We start from the raw sequence: 18,409 nt of genomic DNA on the forward strand, positions 1-18,409 counted from the left end.
CAGGGCGGGCCGCCGACGGACGTCCGGCTCAGTGGGCGTCGGCAGGGCGTTCGCCCGGGGGGTAGCCCGTCGGCAGGTCCACCGGCACGCCGTGGACACGCATCTCCGCGGCGGCCGCGTACGGCTGCCCGTTGAGCGCGTTCAGCGCGGTGAACCGCACATGGGAGGCGCGCACCCGGTCGAAGGAGATCCGTTGCGTCTGCGGGACGTCCTTCAGCGTGCCGTCGGCCACGGTCGTCCACTCCTCGCCGTCCTGGGACACCGCCACCTCGTAGTCGGCGACGCGCCCGTTCTGGCCGCCGCTCTGCCGGCCCAGGTAGCCGAAGCCGTCGATGTCGGCCGCGCCGTCGAGCTTCAGCGTCACCCAGTGCGGATACGGGGCCTGGGAGACGGTGTAGTCGGTGTGCCAGATGGTGCCGGCGTCCCCGTCGAGCACGTTGGACACCGGCCCTTCACCGGAACCGGAGGAGCCGTTCTCGGAGTCGGCGGTCGCGGTCATCGAGCCGGGCGAGAGCACGGGTTCGTCGGTCACCGCGGCCCGGGCGTCCGCCGACACGGTCTTGGTCGCCCCGGCGTGGGCGTACGTGGCCGTCACCTTCCAGGCGGGCGAGGTGTCGGACGTGTCGGCCGGCGGCGTGAGGAGCCACGTGGTGCGCACGCTCGCGCCCGGCTCCACGCTCTCGAAGAGGTTGCCGTCCCTGTCCTTCACCTCGGCCTTCCAGCCCTCGGGCAGCCCCTGGAACCGGACACCGACGTTCACGGCGTCGGCCGACTCGTGGTTGGTGAACGTCGTGACGTACTCACCGGGCACGCCGGGACTCAGCTCGGCGCCGGACGGCGCGGTGGCCCCGGCGCAGGCCGCCCCGGCGTCGGCCTCGCCCAGGTCGGTCACGGTGAAGTCGTCGATCACCAGGTCCGTACCCCGGGCACTGCCGAGCTTGCGCAGCCCGATCCAGGTGTCCCCGCACCCGGCGACGATCTCCCGGGAGTACGTCGCCGTGTCCAGGGCGGGCTCCAGGACGTCACGCGCGATGTCCCGGGAGGCGGTCCTGCCGCCGCCGACCCGGTCCGCGCCGGTGACCCAGGCCCACTGGCCCTCGATGTTGGTCTGGTACGAGAAGGAGACCCTGTACTTGTGGCCCTCCTCGAACGGCACCGTGGCGGGGGTCGTGCGGTGCACCAGCCCCGTGTTCTCCGCGTGGGACTTCAGCGAGTGCCGCCCGGCGAGCACGTCGTCGACCGCCTTGCCCTTCAACGCGCCGGTGTCGTAGGGGGAGTAGGTGTTCTTCCACTCCTTCTGGCTGTAGGGCTCGTGCAGGTCGCTGATGCTGGTGCGGGGGTCGGTGACACCGCCGGCGTCACCCTTGACGAACGGCCCCCAGCCCGGCTGGTTGCCCTCGAAGTCGTCGTGGGCGATCACGGTGCCGTCCTCGCCGCGGGGGAGCGGCGCGGTGGTGTCCGCCATGACGCGTACGTCGTCCAGGACGACCGGGGCGCTGCCCGCGGCGGCCCCGAGGTCGACGGTGACCTTGCCGCCGCGCGGTGCCGTGAAGGCGACGGCGGCCCGCTGGGAGTAGGTGTCCCGCTTCTCGTCGGCCGCCATCTTGTTGACCGCCGGGGTGATGTCGAAGGTCTTCACCGCCGGGTCCTTGCCGCCGCGCACCCGGAGTGTGGTGTCCCGTCGCTCACCGGGGCCGATCTCGACGTCCGCGCCGAGCGTGTACCGCTTGCCCGGCGTGAGGCCGGAGACCTTCTGGGAGATGCCGGAGGCGTCGTCGCCCAGCCGGACGACGTTGTCGCCGTTGTCGGCCCGGACGATCTCCGCACCGCCGCGCGCGTTCCAGTCGTCCAGGTCCCCGCCGTTGAAGCCCGGGTCGGACAGGCCGGTGAACTCGCCGTAGCGCGGGTCCTTGTGCGGCGCCTTGCCGCCGTTGGGCACCAGGACGTACGGCTGCCCCTTCTCGGCGGTGAGCGTCACCCGCCCGTCGTGGGCCTTCACCCCGGCCTTCTTCACCCGGCCCTGGTCGGTGAGTTCGTACAGGGTGAAGTTCTGGTTGCCCGCGAACTGCTCGGTCAGCTCGAAGGTGTGCGTGCCGCCGGAGGCGCTGTGGAAGTACATCTTGTCGGCGTCGCCGGGGGAGGAGGTGCCGTTGCCCTCCTCGGCGTTCCCCCAGGGCAGCAGGTAGGTGTCGCCCTTGAGGACGACGGCGTCGCCCATGGAGATCCGCCGCTCGCCGTCGACGGACTGCACGCTCACGCCGCCGGTCAGTTTCGCGGACTCGCCGAGCTCCCAGTCCATCACCTGGTAGTGCTGGAGGAACTTGGTCGGCAGGTTGTCGGTCCAGATGTTGCGGTAGAAGGCGTTCCAGTCGTCCTGGCCGGTCCAGCCCTCGAACTCGACGATGTTGGCGCCGCCGAGCAGCGGGTCGACGTTCCACACGTCGCGGTCGGAGTTGGCGATGAAGCGGACGATGTTCGAGTTGATGCCCTTGTTGGTGGCGCCGCCGTAGTTCTTGTCGGCGGCCCAGTGCGACCACACCGAGGAGCCTTCGAACTTGTACGACCACTCGGTGGCGACCTCGAAGCCCATCTTGCGCAGTTCGGCGGTCAGTCCGTCGGCCAGCCAGCCGCTGGAGTAGTAGGCGTCGATGTAGAGGGTCCTGACGCCCGGCGCCTCCTCGCGGAGCTTCTTGAACCGGTCCAGGACGGCGCCGGTGCCCAGGTCCTTCCGCTGGTCGATGTGGTAGGCCTGGTTGAGCCAGTCCCACCCGTTCTTCTGGCCCGCGACCAGGTCCTCACTGAAGGTCTTGGCCTGCGCGTACGCCTCGGTGGCGTTGACGTGCACGGCGAAGTCGGCGTTGTAGTCGGCGCCCGTCCCGGTGAGCCGGTTCAGGTCCTTCAGGCCGCCCGCGCGGACGTTCTCGTTGCCGCCGTAGTCGGGGTGGGCGGAGTCGTGGCCCTCGCTCGCGTAGCCCTTCTCCAGCACCCACTGCCCGAGGTTGTCGGTGGCCATGGAGATGCGCTTGGTGTTGTCCAGCGTCTTCAGGAACGGGTTGGTGGCCTGGCTCGCGAAGTTGAACGGGATCCGCTGCACCACCCGCTCGGGCACCCGGTCCGCGCCGAGCGGACGCCGCATGTGCTCCCGGTGGGCGACGGCGCCGTCCTGCCAGTCGACCATGCCGTCGTCGTTGGCGTCGGCGGCGAGGACCACGGTCGCCCGCGGCAGCTCGTAGGTGTCCACCCGCGGATCGGTCGCGCCGTCGGGCCGGTGGGTGTAGGTGCCCACCGACAGCTCCGCCCGGCGCCTGCCGTCGCCGGCGTCGACGACGCGGGACTGCAGGCGGCTGTTCCAGTTGGTGTTGTCGTTCTGCGGCGAGTCCTCGGTCGCGTTGGTGATGATCCCCGCCGACAGCTGCGAGTTGCCGACGAACGCGTACGGGGTGCCGACCGGCGCCTTGTCCGGGACCGTGTCGCCGGTGATGGGGATGAACCGGTCGGCGGTCGTCGTCGAGTCCGTGGAGATCTTCGTCCGGGCGAGGTTCGCGCCCGGTTCGGAGGAGTCCACCGAGACGAGGGACTGACCGGGGATCGAGAGGGTGCGCACCGTCGCGGCGGCCTCGCCGGAGATCTTCTCGACGGCGAAGACGACCGTCGTCTCCTCGGTCACCGTGATGGTCGAGGTGATGGTGAGGTGAGGAAGGTCCTCGAAGATCGAGGTGTACGTCGCCCTGCCGTCCTTGGCCCGCATGGTCGTGGTGGCGCGGTGCGGTGTGCCGTTGATGGTGAAGCTGTCCAGGGCGGACGCCTGCCCGCCGAGGCTGCGCTCACCCAGCCGGTACGAGATGACCTGGGGGAACTCCTTCGCCACGGTGACGGTCAGCCCGCCGCGGCTCAGCTCCACCGGCGTCCCCGCCGACGCCGGGGCGGCGACGGCCCGGGGCAGGGCCGCGCCCGCGGGGACCGCGGCGGTCGACAGCATGCCGAGGGCGAGGCCCAGCACCGCGGCGACGGCGCCGGGGCGTGGCACTCGTCTGCGTCCGGGTGGGCGAGGTGATGGGGACGTCATGGTTTCCACTTGGTGCTTCCTCCTCGGGTCGGATGAGGGACGGAGACGGTGGCGAGTTCGTGACGGCCGGCAGGCACCTGCCCCGGCGACGCGGGCAGCGAGAGGATGCGCCGGGGGACGGTCGCGCGTACCGCCGAAGCGGGAAGCCGTTGACGCGCGCGAGGCGGGCGGGCACGGGGACTACCCGGGCCGGAGCGCCGCTCACTGGGCCGGCCCGCGATGTTATCGCTGCCACCCTGCTGCCATTCCGCCTCCTCGGCGTCGGCTACGGCTCCCCGCACCGAACCGATCTGCCCGGCTCCATGCGCTGGCGGGAACTATGGCAGACGATGTTATCGATGCCAATAGGGCCTACGTGGCTAGACTGGTGTGCGGGACCACCATCTGCGACGACGCGGCCCCGGACCGCGTCGTCCCCGGAGAGGCGAGCGATGTCATCGGAAACACCGGCAGCCGGCAACAAGCCCGCGAGCAGGCGGACGCCCGACGACGGCGTCGCGCGGCAGCCCGGCATGGCGGACGTGGCCCGGCTCGCCGGGGTCTCCGCCCAGACGGTGTCCCGGACCCTGGCCGGTCATCCCAACGTCCAGCACAAGACCCGCGCCAAGGTGCTCGCCGCCGTCGAACAGCTCGGCTACCGCAAGAACAACGCGGCGCGCATGCTGTCGTCGGGGCGCAGCCGGACGATCGGCGTCGTGACGCTGCAGACCAACTTCTACTCGCGCACGAACCTGACGTTCGGCATCGAGACCGCGGCACGCGAAGCCGGGTACGCGGTCAGCACCGCGACCACCGCTTCGCTGGACACCGCGGCGATCGAGGGGGCCTTGTCCCGGCTGGCGGAGCAGGGCGTCGAGGGGGTCATCCTGTCGGTGCCGCTGGTCCATGTGAGCCCGCGGATCGAGCAGCTCACCCGCTCGGTGCCGACCGTCACCGTCGACGGATCGCGGACCTCGGCCACCGAGGTCGTCGCCGTCGACCAGACCCAGGCGGCGCGCCTGGCGACACGTCACCTGATCGAGCTGGGTCACGAGACCGTCTGGCACGTCGCGGGGCCCGAGGAGTGGCTCGACGCCGCCAGCCGCCGCGTCGGCTGGCGCGACACCCTGGAGGCGGCCGGACTGTCCGTGCCGCCGGTACTGGAGGGTGACTGGACACCCGCCTCCGGGTACCGCAACGGGCTGATCCTGGGCAAGATCCCCGACGTCACCGCGGTCTTCGTGGCGAGCGACGAGATGGCCTTCGGGGTGATCCGCGCCCTGCACGAACTCGGCCGTCGGGTGCCGGAGGACATCTCCGTAGTCGGTGTGGACGACATCGCGCTGGCGGAGTACTGCTCGCCCTCGCTGACGACGGTGGCCCAGCCCTTCACCGAGATGGGCGCCCTCGCGGTCGCCCACCTGCTGCGGCACATCGCGGACCCGGGGGCGGCGCCGGAGCCCGCGTCCGTCGAACCCACGTTGATCGTCCGCGCCAGCACGGCGCCGGCCGGTGACGCCCCCGACGCCCCGGGGCGGACGAGAACCGACCGCGCTCAGTGAAGTGACGTCGTCCCGATCCGCCGGGTGGTGGTCCGCCGCCGGGGGCGCCGGAGGGGAGCGAGTGCCCAACTGCCCGGTCCGATGGCGGCGATGAGCAGGAAGGACCAGCAGAACATGGCTGCCGTTTCGCCGCCGTTCTCGATGGGGAACAGCGCGTCGGGCTGGTGCTCGGTGAAGTAGGCGTACGCCATGGATCCGGAGCACAGGACGGCTGCGGCCCGGGTCCCCGCCCCGCACAGAACCATCGCGCCGCCGAGCAGTTGGATGACGGCGGCCCACCAGCCGGGCCACTCGCCGACGCCGGGCCCGGCTCCGTGCGGACCACCCAGCACGTCGAACAGGGTGGCGGCTCCATGGCAGGCGAACAGCAGGCCTACGACGATGCGGAAGAGTCCGATCACGTGCTCCCGGCTTCTTTCCAGCGTTTCCACAGGCGGGGCTCCTCTCTCGCTGGGCGACCTCGGCAGGACGGTCTCGCCGAGGGGTGCGGTGCGGGGTGTGTTCCGGCCCGAAGTCGGCACATCCGCTTGCCGGTTCACGTTGTTCAGGCCCTTGACCGAATCCCGTCCATGGCTATGGTCTAGACCTAGTGCGGCTAGGTCTAGACCTATATCGGCCTCCGTCCTCGATCTCCACCGCCGGTAGCGCCCGGTGGTGACCGGTCTCGCGGGCGGTGGCATCGACGCTTCCGAGGAAAGGGCATGGCATGAACACGAAGAGACGGATGGCCTTCGCGATCGGAGCGCTGGTGGCCCCCGTGCTCGCCGTCAGTCTTCCGGCGAGCACGGCGAACGCCCATGGCTGGGTGACCTCGCCCGGGAGCCGGCAGGACCAGTGCGCCGCGGGCATCGTCGACTGCGGCCAGATCAAGTACGAGCCGCAGAGCGTCGAGGGGCCCAAGGGCCTGCGCAGTTGCAGCGGCGGGAACAGCCAGTTCGCCGAACTGGACGACGACAGCAAGGGCTGGCGGGTCACGCCGGTCGGTACGACGCACACCTTCACCTGGCACCACACGGCACGGCACGCCACCGACACCTGGCAGTACTTCATCGGCGACCGGAAGGTCGCCGAATTCGACGGTCACGGTGCACAGCCCGCTCCGGACGTCAGCCACCAGGTGAACTTCGGCGGCTTCACCGGCCGTCAGAAGGTGCTCGCGGTCTGGAACGTGGCGGACACCGGCAACGCCTTCTACTCCTGCGTCGACGTCAACATCGGCGGCGGCGACGGTGGCGGTGGCGACGACGGCGGTGGAGGTGAGCCGGGCGCGTGTACCGCTCCGCCGTGGAACGACGGAAGCGTGTACACCGGCGGTGACACGGTCTCCTTCGGCGGCCACAACTGGCGCGCCAAGTGGTGGGTGACGGGCGAGGAGCCCGGCACCTCCGGTGAGTGGGGCGTCTGGGAAGACCTCGGAGCCTGCGCGGCCGGGTGACCGCTACCGGGTCGGCGCGCGCTCGGCGGGGCGCGCGCCGACCCGGTTCCGTCAGCGGCCTTCCGGCCGGGACGTGCTGTGGGGCGATGTCGGCAGGTAGCGGGGCGCTCGCCAGGCGTCCAGTCGGTCCTCCACCGCCGCGCCCAGCGACAGCAGTTCGGCGTCCTGGTGGTCGCCGGCCATCAGAAGCAGGCCGACCGGCAGTTCGTCGACGGTCCCCGCGGGCACCGAAAGCGACGGGTACCCGGCGACGGCGGCCGGGGTGGAGGACGGGATCACGTCGTTGTCGCCCCGTGCGCAGTCGGTCGTCCATGCGGGCGGATTCGCCGGGGAGGCGACGGCGTCCAGGTCGTGCGCCGCCATGGTCTCGTCGATGGAACGCCGGGAGAGTTCGGTCAACTCGGCGCGCATGGCCCGGTACCGCGGGTCGGTGGTCCCGGGCGCGTCCAGGGCCTGCTCGAACAGTTCCTGACCGGCGAAGCAGGTCCGCTCGGCCGGGTGCGTGCGGTTGAACTCGATCAGCTCGGCGAGGTCCCGGGGCCCGTCGCGGGTGGCGAGGTACGCGTCGATGTCCCGGTGGAACTCGCTCAGCAGCGCGGGGAACTCGAGTTCGGCGAGTCGCTCCTGGTAGGGCGGGGTCACCTCGACGACCCGGGCCCCCGCGGCGCGCAGCCGTGCCGCCGTGCGGGTCATCAGGGCGTCCACCTCCGTGCCGAGGGAGGGAAGCCGCCACAGGCCGATCCGCTTGCCGCGCAGACCGCCGGGACGCGTGGCCGCGTCCGTGAGGCCGACAGTGCTGCCGGCACGCACGGTGTCGCGGCCACTGAGCACCGAGAGCGTGAGCGCCGTGTCGATCACGTTGCGTGCCATGGGGCCGGCCGTGTCCTGCTCGGCGGAGATCGGGACGACGCCGGACTGGCTGACCAGGCCGAGGCTGGGCTTGTGGCCGACCACCCCGTTCATCCCGGCCGGGCACACGATGGAGCCGTCCGTCTCGGTGCCGATGGCCACCTGCGCCAAGGACGCGGCGAGCGCGGCGGCCGAACCGGAGGACGAACCGCAGGGGTTCCGGTCCAGGACATACGGGTTGTTGGTCTGCCCGCCCACCGCGGACCACCCCGACGTCGGCTTCGCCGCCCGGAAGTTGGCCCATTCGGACATGTTGGCCTTGCCGAGGATCACCGCGCCCGCCGCCCGCACTTTCCCGACCAGGACCGCGTCCGTTTCCGGCGGGCTGCCGGCCAGGGCCAGCGATCCGGCCGTCGTCGGCATGTCGCGGGTGTTCACATTGTCCTTGAGCAGCACGGGGATGCCGTCGAGCGGGCCGCGGCCCTTTCCGTGACGATGCCTGGCGTCGCTGGCGGCGGCCTCGCGCAGGGCCGTCGGGCTGGTGCGCAGCACGGCGTTGAGTTTCGGGTCGATGGCCTGGATCCGCCGCAGATACGCCCGGGTCAGCGCCGACGAGGTCAGCGACCCGCGCTTCATGCGAGCCTGCAACTCGGGGATCGTCACCGTGTCCAGGTCCACTCCGTGGACGAGAGGCGCGTCGGCGGGCGGCAGGGAACCGCCGGTGCCCGGTTCGGCGGCCGCCGCGCGCTGCCCCGGTGCACCCGCCGCTAAGAGAGGGGTGACGACCAGGGCAGCGGTCAGCGCCGCGAGGCTTCTGTTCTTCATGGGGACAGCCCACTGCACCGCACCACGCGGCGCAAGGGGCACTCGTACGACGTCGGCTCCCACGGCGGTCCGAAACGTTCTACGGACGGATTCGTGACAGCACCGGATGGGTTCTGTTTTCCTGGAAGAAGGTAAAACAGAGGTATACGCCCAGCCATTCGCGTACCCGCACCGTCCAGGAGGGGTCGTAATGGATCCTTGGCTGATCTGGTTGATCATCGCAGGTGTCCTGATCGTGGCGGAGATCTTCACTCTCACCGCCGCTCTCGGAATGCTGGGCGCGGCCGCGCTGATCACGGCCGGGTCCGCCGCGGCCGGACTTTCACCGCCTTTCCAGTTCCTGGTCTTCACCGTCGTCGCCACCGTCACCGTCCTTTTCGTGCGCCCCATCGCGCTGCGTCACGTCATCCAGCCCCAGACGACGCGATTCGGTGTGGACGCGCTGGTCGGCAAGGCCGCCTACGTCGTCTCCGAGGTGACGGGCATGGAGGGCAGGGTCCGTATCGACGGCGAGGAATGGACGGCCCGTTCCTATGACGAGACGCTGGTGATTCCGCAGGGAAAGACCGTCGACGTCATGGAGATCAGCGGCTCCACCGCACTCGTCTACCCCCGGGAGTGACCATGGAAGCCTCGGCGTTCCTCATCGCCGGTGTGATCGTCGCGCTGCTCGCGGTTTTTACCGTGGTGCGGGCGGTACGCATCGTGCCCCAGGCCCGCGCCCGCAACGTCGAACGGCTCGGCCGCTACCACCGCACCCTGAAACCCGGTCTGAACCTCGTCATCCCGTATATCGACCGTGTCTATCCGGTGATCGATCTTCGGGAACAGGTCGTCTCCTTCAAACCGCAACCGGTCATTACCGAGGACAACCTGGTCGTCGAGATCGACACCGTGCTGTATTTCCAGGTCACCGATCCGCGCGCGGCCTTCTACGAGATCGCCAGTTTCCTCCAGGCGGTCGAGCAGCTCACCGTCACCACGTTGCGCAATGTCGTGGGTTCCATGGATCTGGAGAAGACCCTCACGTCACGCGACACCATCAACAGCCAGCTCCGCGGTGTGCTCGACGAGGCCACCGGTAAATGGGGGCTGCGAGTGAACCGGGTGGAGATCAAGGCCATCGACCCTCCGCAGTCCATCAAGGACGCGATGCAGAAGCAGATGCGGGCCGAGCGGGACAAGCGGGCCGCCATCCTCGGCGCGGAAGGGCAGCGTCAGTCGCAGATCCTCACCGCCGAGGGCGACAAGCAGGCCGCAGTCCTGCGCGCGGAGGGCAACCGCACCGCCGAGATCCTCAAGGCCGAGGGACAGTCCCGGGCGATCGACGAGGTCTTCCAGGCCGTGCACCGCAACGACCCCGACCCCAAACTCCTCGCCTACCAGTACCTCCAGGTGCTGCCCCAGCTCGCCCAGGGGTCCGGCAGTACCTTCTGGGTCATCCCCAGCGAGGTCACCTCCGCGCTTCAGGGGGTGTCCCGCGCCTTCACCGAAGCGCTGCCCCAGTCGCCCGCCACCCGCGAGAAGGCTCCCGACGACGGTGCGGCCCAGGCGGCCGACGACACGGCGCAGGCCGCGGAGGCGGCCGCCCAGGCACTCGCCGACGCGGCCAAGGCCAACGGGGTGCCGTCCGAGGCGCTGCGCCCCGCCCCCCTGCCCGAGGACCGCTGAGATCGTCCCCGAACGTCGCGTGGGGCACACTCGGGTGTAGGGGTGTGTCCCTGCGGATCATTGCGAGGCCCGCATGTTCGATGTGCCGTTCTGGCTCTGGATAGCCTTCGCCGCCACCGTTGTCGTGTCGCTCGCCGTCGACTTGCTGGCCCACCGCGACACGCACGTCATCGGCTTCAAGGAAGCGGGGGCCTGGAGCGCGCTGTGGGTCGGCCTCGCCCTCGTCTTCGGCGGGGTCGTCTTCGTCGTCCTCGGCGGGACGGCGGGCACGGAGTACACCACCGCGTGGCTGCTGGAGAAGAGCCTCTCGGTCGACAACCTCTTCGTCTTCGCCCTGATCTTCGCCTACTTCAAGGTGCCCCGCGCCTACCAGCACCGGGTTCTCTTCTTCGGCGTGATCGGCGCCCTGGTGTTCCGCGGTGTCTTCCTCGCCGCGGGCGTGGCCGTGGTCAGCCGGTTCACCGCCGTTCTGTTCGTCTTCGCGGCCATCCTCTTCTACAGCGTCTACAAGATCCTCAAGGGCGAGGAGGAGAGCTTCGACCCGGGTCGGAGCTTCGCCGTCCGGCTGCTGCGCAAGGTCATCCCCGTGCGCGACACCTACGCGGGCCCGAAGTTCTTCGTGAAGGAGGCCGGCAAGCGGGTGGCGACGCCGCTGCTCGCGGTCGTCGCCGCGATCGAGGCGGCCGACCTGATCTTCGCCGTGGACAGCGTGCCGGCCGTGCTCGCCGTCAGTGACGACGCCTTCATCGTCTACACCAGCAACGCCTTCGCCATCCTCGGCCTGCGGGCCCTGTACTTCCTGCTGTCGGGGCTCCTGGACCGCTTCCACTACCTGAGCAAGGGCCTGGCGATCATCCTCGGCTTCATCGGCGTCAAGCTCATCCTCCAGGCCCTCCACAAGATGGTCAGCCCCTCCGTGCCGGAGATCCCGTCCCCGGTGAGTCTGGCGGTCATCGTCGTGGTCCTGGCGGTGTCGGTGATCCTGAGCCTGCGACGCCCCGCCGACACGGCCGACGAGGAGGCGGGCGGCCCTGACGAGGAGGAGGCCCTGGCGCCACCCCCAGGAGGGCGGCAGGACCCCCGGTGAAGCCCGACGTGGCACAGGACTGTTCCCGCCGGACATGGGAACGTAAAGTAGGGGCAAAAGCTTCTAAAAGGCTCTTCCTAGCGTGGACGTGAGAATCATGAGCAGTCACACGCAGCACACGAAGACGACGCAGGCCGAACCGCGGCAGGCCGAGGTGCAACGCGGGCACACCTGCCCGTCCTGCGGCCACCACGTTCCCGCGGAGATCAAACGGCACAAGACCCTCGGGATCTACGTCCCGGAGTGGCACCGGGGCACGTGCCGCAACCCCGACTGCGCCGAATCCGCGACCGACCGCCGCCGGTAACCACCCACCGGCTCAGCGCAACGCCCCGGCGACCAGCCGGCCGACCTCCGCGCCGGACAGGTGCTGCCGCCGCCCGCTCGACACGGCGACTTAGCACCCGACTGCGCCGGGCACAGGATGTCGGGTCCCGGAGGCGCGGGCTCCCTAACGTGAGTGAGCGACAGGGAAGGAGCCCGGGGTGCTGGAACGGCTGAACCAGGCCATGGAACACATCGAGGCGCGTCTCGACCGGCCGGTCGACGTCGCCGAACTCGCGCGCATCGCGGTGACGTCGGAGTACCACTTCCGGCGCATGTTCTCCGCGCTGTCCGGCATACCGCTCTCGGAATACGTCCGCCGCAGGCGGCTGACCGTGGCGGGCGCCGAGGTGCTCGCCGGTGAGCGGACGCTGCTGGACATCGCGGTCCGCTGCGGCTACGGCTCGGGCGAGGCCTTCGCGCGGGCGTTCCGCGCCATGCACGGTGTGGGCCCGGGCGAGGCCCGGCGAACCGGCGCGGCTCTGCAGTCCCAGCCCCGGATGTCCTTCCGACTCGTCGTCGAAGGGAGCAGCAGCATGCGATACCGGATCCAGGACAAGGAGGACTTCCGTGTCGTCGGAAAGAGGGCCCGTGTCCCCCTGGTCCACGAGGGGGCCAACCCGGCGATCGCCGAGTTCATCCGGGGCATCGGCCCAGGCACCCTGGAGCGGATCACTTCACTCTCCGACCAGGAGCCGGAGGGGATCGTCGGGGTGTCCGACCAGATCGACCCGAGCCGCGCCGAGGGCACCGAACTCGACTACTACCACGGTGTCGTGACTCGCACGGAGACCCCCACGGACCTGGACGCCCTCCCGGTCGAGGCGGGGACATGGGCGGTGTTCGAGAACTCCGGTCCGTTCCCGCAGGCCCTCCAGTACCTGTGGCGGGACGTGTTCACCCAGTGGTTCCCGTCGAACCCCTACCGAAGCAGGCCCGGACCCGAGATCCTCCGCGTCCGCCTGACGGACGACGGGGCGCAGGCCGACGCGGAACTGTGGATTCCCGTGGAGCGGGCCACCACCGCCTGAGCGACGTACGCCTGCTCTACTCAGCCGACGGCCGGTCCGGTGACGGGCCGGCCCTCGGTGTCGTAGGGCCAGACATTGGTCCGGCATCCGTGCAGTCCCTTGATCTGCTGCATCATCACCGGAGCGGGCCGCCCCGCCCCGGGGCACCCCTCATGGCCGTGGCCGAGGAAGTGTCCGACCTCGTGGTTGATGATCAGAGCCCGGTAGGACGTCACGTCGTCCGCGTAGTACTGCGTGGCCAGCAGCCACCGCTTGAGGTTGACCATGACGTCCTGACCCACGTTGCAGTTGACCTCGCCGCCGGTGTCCAGACCGTACTGGCCGCATATGTCGTCCACCGTCTCCGCCGTGGCGAGCCGTACCCGGAAGTCGGACGTGCCGCCGGAGACCCGCCGGAACCCGACCTCCCCGTCGGCCGTCCAGCCCCGCTCGTCGGCGAGGATCCGCTCGACCTCGGTCGCGACGTCCCCCGCCGGGATCCCGATGCCGTCCTCGACCTGGACCACGTAGGTCAGCGTCCGCCCGCTTCCGCCGACCCGGTCGCCGCCGCCGCCCGCGGTGGCGAAGGTCCCCGGGCCCGACGACCGGATCGAGCCGGGGTCCGGGCTCCCCTCTTTCTTCTTCTCCTCCTCCTTCGCCTCCTTCGCCTCCTTCGCCTCCTCCGTCTCGACGACCTTGCGTGACGCGGGTCGCTCGGACGCCGGGGACGCCGAGGGCGCCGCAGACCGCCCGGCGGCATCCGTCGCGTCGGCGGAGCGGGGGGAGGAGGTGTCCGCGCGCTCCTTGAGGACCAGACCGCCGGCGAGCAGCAGCACGACGCCGGCCGCGAGCCCCGCCCACAGCCTCGGCGGCTTCCCGCCCCGTCTGCGGCGGGTGCGGCTGCCGCGGCTGCGCCGGTGGGCCGCGCCGGAGGTCGGCGAGGACGTCGATCGGTGCTCGTTCATGATCACGAAGCGTGCCCTCGCCGTGTGATCGCCCGTGGACGGCTTTTGGACCGCTGTGTAACAGCCGCCACCCGCGCGCGAGCATTCGCACGTTCATACGCATACTGAGATCCATGCCACGGGTCCTGATCATCGAAGACGACCGCGCCGTCCGGGAGGGCGTGCGCCTCGCCCTGCGCCGCCAGGGGCACGAGGTCGCCGCGGCCGCGACGGGCGAGGACGGACTGGAACAGCTGCGGTCCTTCAGGCCCGACGCCGTGGTCCTGGACCTGATGCTGCCGGGCATGCCAGGCCTGGAGGTGTGCCGACGGATACGCGCCCACGACCAGGTGCCGATCATCATGGCCACCGCCCGCGGTGACGACACCGACATCGTCGTCGGACTGGAGGCCGGAGCGGACGACTACGTGGTCAAGCCGGTCCGCGCCCGCGTACTGGACGCACGCATCCGCGCGGTGCTGCGCCGCGTGGGCGGCGCGTCGGACGAGCACGGCACGCCCCGTACCGAACACCACGGTGATCTGGTCATCGACCGGGCCGGACTCACCGTCACCCACCAGGGCCGGCCCGTCGCCCTCGGCCCCTCCGAACTGCGGCTGCTGCTCACGCTGTCCGCCTCGGCCGGCCAGGTGTTCAGCCGCCAACAGCTCCTGGAAGCCGTATGGGAGCACAACTACCACGGGGACGCGAGACTCGTGGACGCCTGCGTCAAGCGCCTGCGGGCCAAGATCGGCGAGCCCGCGGGCAGACCCCGTTACGTGCACACCGTGCGCGGCTTCGGCTACCGGTTCGGGGCCCGGTGAGAGTTCCCCGGGTGCTGCGCGCGCTGAGCGGCCTGCGCGTGCGGCTGGTGGTGGCCTTCACGCTGGTCGCTGTGGTGGCGACGGTGACCACCGGCGCGCTGACCTTCCGTGAGGCACGTACCGGGGTTCTGCAGCAGAGCCAGGACACGGTGATCGAGGACTTCCGGCACCGGGTCAACACCCTGGTCCCCAACTACCGTTTTCCGCCCGACGAGTCCGACCTGCGGTCGTTCGCCGTCGACGTGTCGCGCGGCGGGCGGTCCCAGAACTGGCGGGTGCTGGTCGCCTACCGGGACGCGAGCGCCACGTCCGGCCCCGGGGACTCGTTCCGGGAACTGTCCCCGGCGATGCGCGAGTCCGTGCGCACCCGCCGCGCCACCGTGTTCCAGCGGGTGACTCGGGACGGCCACTCCGCACTGGTCGTCGGCATGCCCGTCACCTTCGCGGGCCAGTACGTCACCGAGCGGCGCGCCTCCGGACTGGAGGTCTACCTCACCGTGCCGCAGCGGGAGGAACAGGGCTACGTCGACGCGCTGGTCACCGCCATCGAACGCGCCACCGTGCCCGCCCTGGCCCTGGCCGTGCTGATCGCCCTCCTGGCCGCGCGCGGAGTGCTGCGGCCCGTCCGGGCGCTGCGGCGGGCGACCCGCAGTATCGCCGAGGGCCGCCTGGACACCAGGCTCGCGGTGCAGGGCTCCGACGAACTCGCCGACCTGTCCCGCACCTTCAACGAGACGGCCGCCGCGCTGGAGGGATCGGTGGCGGAACTGCGGCGCATGGAGGCCGGTGCCCGCCGCTTCGCCGCGGACGTCTCGCACGAACTGCGCACCCCGCTGGCGGCGATGTCCGCGGTGACCGACGTGCTGGACGAGGACGCCGCCGGGCTCGACGACGACACCGCGATGGCCGTACGCCTCATCAGCGAGGAGACCACGAAGCTGGCCGGCCTGGTGGACGACCTCATGGAGATCTCCCGGTTCGACGCGGGCGCGGCCGCCCTGCACCTGGACGAGATCGACCTCGCCGAGTCCGTACGGCGCACGCTCGCCTCCCGCGGCTGGCTGGACACGGTGGAGACCAGCCTGCCGGAACCGGGCACGCTGCGCGGCCGCGTCGACCCGCGCCGCGTCGACGTCGTCGTCGCGAACCTCGTCGCCAACGCCCTCCGGCACGGCGCTCCACCCGTCCGCCTGCACCTCTACGGGGAGGACGACCCCCACGCGGGGCGGCAGGCGGTCGTCGTGGTCCGCGACGCCGGGGACGGCATCGCCGACAGCGTCCTGCCGCACGTCTTCGACCGCTTCTACAAATCGGACAGCGCCCGGACCCGCAGCGAGGGCAGCGGCCTCGGGCTGGCCATCACCGCGGAGAACGTACACCTGCACGGCGGCACCGTCCGGGCCGCCAACCATCCGGACGGCGGCGCCGTCTTCACGGTCGTCCTCCCGCTGAGACCGGACGGGACGGAGGACCGGGTGCCGCACGCGGCGAAGGAGGAACGACCATGAACCCGCCCACGCCACCACCGGCGACCACGACGGCCCCGGGCGTGGGACCGGCCGACGGCAGCGCCCGACGCCGGCTCCCCCTCCTGCTCGCGGCGGCGCTGCTCCCGCTCTCCGCCTGCGGCATCCCCGCGACCGGTGTGGTCGAGGCGGGCGAACCCGCGACCGGCGTATTGGAACCGGGCCGGACCGCCACCCCGTCGCAGGCCGAGTCCGTGGCCGTGCCCGTCACCACGGTCCCGCTCTACTTCGTCACGGACGGCGCCCTGGTGGCGGTGTCCCGCACGACGCACGGCGCGACCGACCTCGGCAGCACCGTACTCATGCTGTTCAAGGGCCCGGACGAGCAGGAGCAGAAAGCGGGACTGACGACCGAACTGCCGCCGGCCTCCGTGGTGCCCACCATCCGGACCGACGGAGCGGCGGTCGTCGTCCAGCTGCCGCGGAGCGCCGGGAGCCTCAGCGGCACGGCCGTCGACCAACTGGCGTGCACGGTCGCCGTCGCCCGGCTGCGTCAGGACCCGGCACTGGGCAGCGCACAGGTGACCGTGGAACAGCCCGGCGGCCGGCTGGCGGGCCGGTCCAGCGACGACTGCCCGACGGGCGGAGCCCGCGAGGCCGGCGGGATCAGTGGGACGGCCAGCACCAGCGGGAGCTGAACGGCACCGCCGAACTGCCGCCCGGCTGTCGCCTCACCGGTACCGATGAGGTGACAGCCCTGGAGCGGCCCCTGCGGGACGTGTCGCACGGCGACGTCCCGGTGGGGTCCCACGCCGACCGTTCGGCGTACCGCAATCGGAAGGCCGGACCTTCCGCTTACCGTTCCTGTGGACTGATCGGAAGTGAGCCCGCTCAGCCGCACGCCCCGAACGGTTTTGGGCGCACTGGTCCCCGGCGTACTCGACCCCGGGGCGGCGACACGGATCCTGTCCGTGGTCCGATACCGGGAGGCCGGTTCCCTCACAATCCGGCCAGTTGGGTACGGCCAGAGGTGGCGGGGAGGCCCCGAACCATCACTCCGGTGGAGCGGGGGCCCCGCGCACTGGCACCGTACCCGGCGTCCCAGATCGCACGATCACGCTAGCCCGGGTGGCCCAGGCCACCGCAAGCCCGGAAAGTGACGATCACACGATCGAGTTAAATCGCCCTCATGTGCACTCGCTGGCGAGTAGTCGTGAAACCCCAGGACGACACCGAACCGGCCACTCGCGAGCGCCGCCCCACCGAGACGCCCCGGGCGAAACTCCCGCCCCGGCTCCCCGCCGCCACCGTCGACCCGGGCAGACCCGGCCGGTTCGCCACGACCACCGGCGAGTACGCGCTCGGCGCGGTGCGACTGCCCGGCTTCGCCGCCCCGGTCGAGATGCGCGGCCTGGTCGTCGCGCCCGAGGGAGCGACCGGCAAGCGCCCGCTCGCCCTCTTCCTGCACGGCCGCCACGCCACCTGCTACGTCCCCGGCAAGGGCGACGACGCCGTCACCATGGAATGGCCCTGCGCCGACGACGCCCGGCCCATCCCCAGCCACCGCGGCTATTCGAAGGACCAGAAGCTGCTGGCCTCCCAGGGCTATGTGACCGTCTCGATCTCCGCCAACGGCATCAACGGCCAGGACGGCGACGTCGAGGACGGCGGCGCCCAGGCCCGTTCGTCGCTGGTGCGCTCGCACCTGGCCCGCTGGGCGGACTGGGCCGCGAGGCCCGCCGCGGCGCCGACGGCCGTACGCCGGGGCCCGAAGGCCGACCTGTCCCGCGTCCTGCTCGTCGGCCACTCACGCGGCGGCGAAGGCGTCGACCGGGCCGCCATGGACAGCCTCTATCCGCCGCCCGCGAGCCAGGACGGCCACCAGGGCCGGGCCCGCTGGAACATCCGCGGCACCGTGCTCATCGGCCCGACCGCCTTCGGCCAGAACCCGGTCCCCGACGTGCCGTCGCTGACGATCCTGCCGGGCTGCGACGGCGACGTCTCCGACCTCCAGGGGCAGCTCTACGTCGACGGCACCCGCGGCGTGAGCCGGGGCCGGGCACTGCACAGCGCGGTCCACATCACCGGCGCGAACCACAACTACTTCAACAGCGAGTGGACCCCCGGCCAGGCCGAGGCACCCGCCGACGACGACTTCTGGGACGACCCCGAGGACCGCGACCCGGTCTGCTCCGTGGGCACCGGCACCGTGCTCGACGCGTCGTAACCCGTAACCCGTAACCCGTAACCCGTAACCCGTAACCCGTAACCCGCACCACGCGTCCCACATCCCGCACGCGGGTCCGGACCCGGCGCCTCCGGACCGGGCCCGCGTGCACGTGGCGCAGGTCACGTGTGAGGACACCG

Annotated in this window: 14 protein-coding genes and 1 pseudogene; 11 read left to right on the forward strand and 4 right to left on the reverse strand. The window is 71.2% G+C overall.

From position 1 onward, the window contains the following. Positions 1 to 28 precede the first annotated feature (28 nt). Positions 29 to 4,027 carry an endo-alpha-N-acetylgalactosaminidase family protein gene (locus tag RI578_RS35300; protein WP_310874863.1) on the reverse strand — a complete coding sequence of 1,333 codons (3,999 nt, stop codon included), beginning with the start codon at positions 4,025 to 4,027 and terminating at the stop codon, positions 29 to 31. A gap of 470 nt (positions 4,028 to 4,497) precedes the next feature. Here RI578_RS35300 and RI578_RS35305 point away from each other — a divergent pair, with 470 nt between their 5' ends. Beyond that, positions 4,498 to 5,607, forward strand: coding sequence for a LacI family DNA-binding transcriptional regulator (locus RI578_RS35305; RefSeq protein WP_310874864.1), 1,110 nt, complete (start codon positions 4,498 to 4,500; stop codon positions 5,605 to 5,607). Here RI578_RS35305 and RI578_RS35310 read toward each other — a convergent pair. Then, positions 5,601 to 6,038 carry a DoxX family protein gene (locus tag RI578_RS35310; protein WP_310874865.1) on the reverse strand — a complete coding sequence of 146 codons (438 nt, stop codon included), beginning with the start codon at positions 6,036 to 6,038 and terminating at the stop codon, positions 5,601 to 5,603. The genes RI578_RS35305 and RI578_RS35310 overlap by 7 nt on opposite strands. 275 nt (positions 6,039 to 6,313) lie before the next feature. Between RI578_RS35310 and RI578_RS35315 the strand changes: the two genes are divergently transcribed. Further along, positions 6,314 to 7,042, forward strand: a complete 729-nt coding sequence (locus RI578_RS35315; RefSeq protein ID WP_310874866.1) for a lytic polysaccharide monooxygenase — start codon at positions 6,314 to 6,316, stop codon at positions 7,040 to 7,042. Between the two features lie 51 nt (positions 7,043 to 7,093). On the opposite strand, the gene RI578_RS35320 is transcribed toward RI578_RS35315, so the two are convergent. Then, the gene (locus RI578_RS35320) at positions 7,094 to 8,716 is read right to left on the reverse strand and encodes an amidase (protein WP_310874867.1); all 1,623 of its coding nucleotides are present in this window, start codon (positions 8,714 to 8,716) and stop codon (positions 7,094 to 7,096) included. Between the two features lie 190 nt (positions 8,717 to 8,906). On the opposite strand from RI578_RS35320, the gene RI578_RS35325 reads away from it, so the two are divergent. The 5 genes from RI578_RS35325 to RI578_RS35345 all read left to right on the forward strand — a co-directional run bounded on the left by RI578_RS35325 (position 8,907) and on the right by RI578_RS35345 (position 12,829). After that, positions 8,907 to 9,338, forward strand: coding sequence for an NfeD family protein (locus tag RI578_RS35325; RefSeq protein ID WP_310874868.1), 432 nt, complete (start codon positions 8,907 to 8,909; stop codon positions 9,336 to 9,338). A 2-nt stretch (positions 9,339 to 9,340) separates the two neighbouring features. Further along, positions 9,341 to 10,387: an SPFH domain-containing protein gene (locus RI578_RS35330; protein ID WP_310874869.1), complete on the forward strand. Its 1,047-nt coding sequence runs from the start codon at positions 9,341 to 9,343 to the stop codon at positions 10,385 to 10,387. A 73-nt stretch (positions 10,388 to 10,460) separates the two neighbouring features. Beyond that, positions 10,461 to 11,474, forward strand: a complete 1,014-nt coding sequence (locus RI578_RS35335) for a TerC family protein (protein ID WP_310874870.1) — start codon at positions 10,461 to 10,463, stop codon at positions 11,472 to 11,474. A 97-nt stretch (positions 11,475 to 11,571) separates the two neighbouring features. Further along, a complete protein-coding gene (locus RI578_RS35340; protein WP_310874871.1) occupies positions 11,572 to 11,781 on the forward strand; it encodes a hypothetical protein in 210 nt (69 codons plus the stop codon). Between the two features lie 178 nt (positions 11,782 to 11,959). Further along, the gene (locus RI578_RS35345; RefSeq protein ID WP_310874872.1) at positions 11,960 to 12,829 is read left to right on the forward strand and encodes an AraC family transcriptional regulator; all 870 of its coding nucleotides are present in this window, start codon (positions 11,960 to 11,962) and stop codon (positions 12,827 to 12,829) included. 20 nt (positions 12,830 to 12,849) lie between these two features. Here RI578_RS35345 and RI578_RS35350 read toward each other — a convergent pair whose 3' ends face one another. Beyond that, on the reverse strand, positions 12,850 to 13,773 hold the full coding sequence (locus RI578_RS35350; RefSeq protein ID WP_310874873.1) for a DUF3152 domain-containing protein: 924 nt from the start codon (positions 13,771 to 13,773) through the stop codon (positions 12,850 to 12,852). Between the two features lie 113 nt (positions 13,774 to 13,886). Between RI578_RS35350 and RI578_RS35355 the strand changes: the two genes are divergently transcribed. The 4 genes and pseudogenes from RI578_RS35355 to RI578_RS35370 all read left to right on the forward strand — a co-directional run. After that, entirely contained in the window at positions 13,887 to 14,576 is a 690-nt protein-coding gene (locus RI578_RS35355) for a response regulator transcription factor (protein ID WP_310874874.1), read from the forward strand. 11 nt (positions 14,577 to 14,587) lie between these two features. Beyond that, a complete protein-coding gene (locus RI578_RS35360; RefSeq protein ID WP_310874875.1) occupies positions 14,588 to 16,084 on the forward strand; it encodes an ATP-binding protein in 1,497 nt (498 codons plus the stop codon). Further along, a complete protein-coding gene (locus RI578_RS35365) occupies positions 16,081 to 16,740 on the forward strand; it encodes a hypothetical protein (protein ID WP_310874876.1) in 660 nt (219 codons plus the stop codon). The genes RI578_RS35360 and RI578_RS35365 overlap by 4 nt, the downstream gene beginning before the upstream one ends. Positions 16,741 to 17,231: 491 nt before the next feature. Beyond that, a pseudogene (locus RI578_RS35370) lies at positions 17,232 to 18,263 on the forward strand (hypothetical protein); the annotation flags it as partial. Positions 18,264 to 18,409: the final 146 nt, after the last annotated feature.

This window comes from Streptomyces sp. BB1-1-1, from assembly GCF_031597775.1.
GTDB classification, from domain to species: Bacteria; Actinomycetota; Actinomycetes; order Streptomycetales; family Streptomycetaceae; genus Streptomyces; species Streptomyces thinghirensis.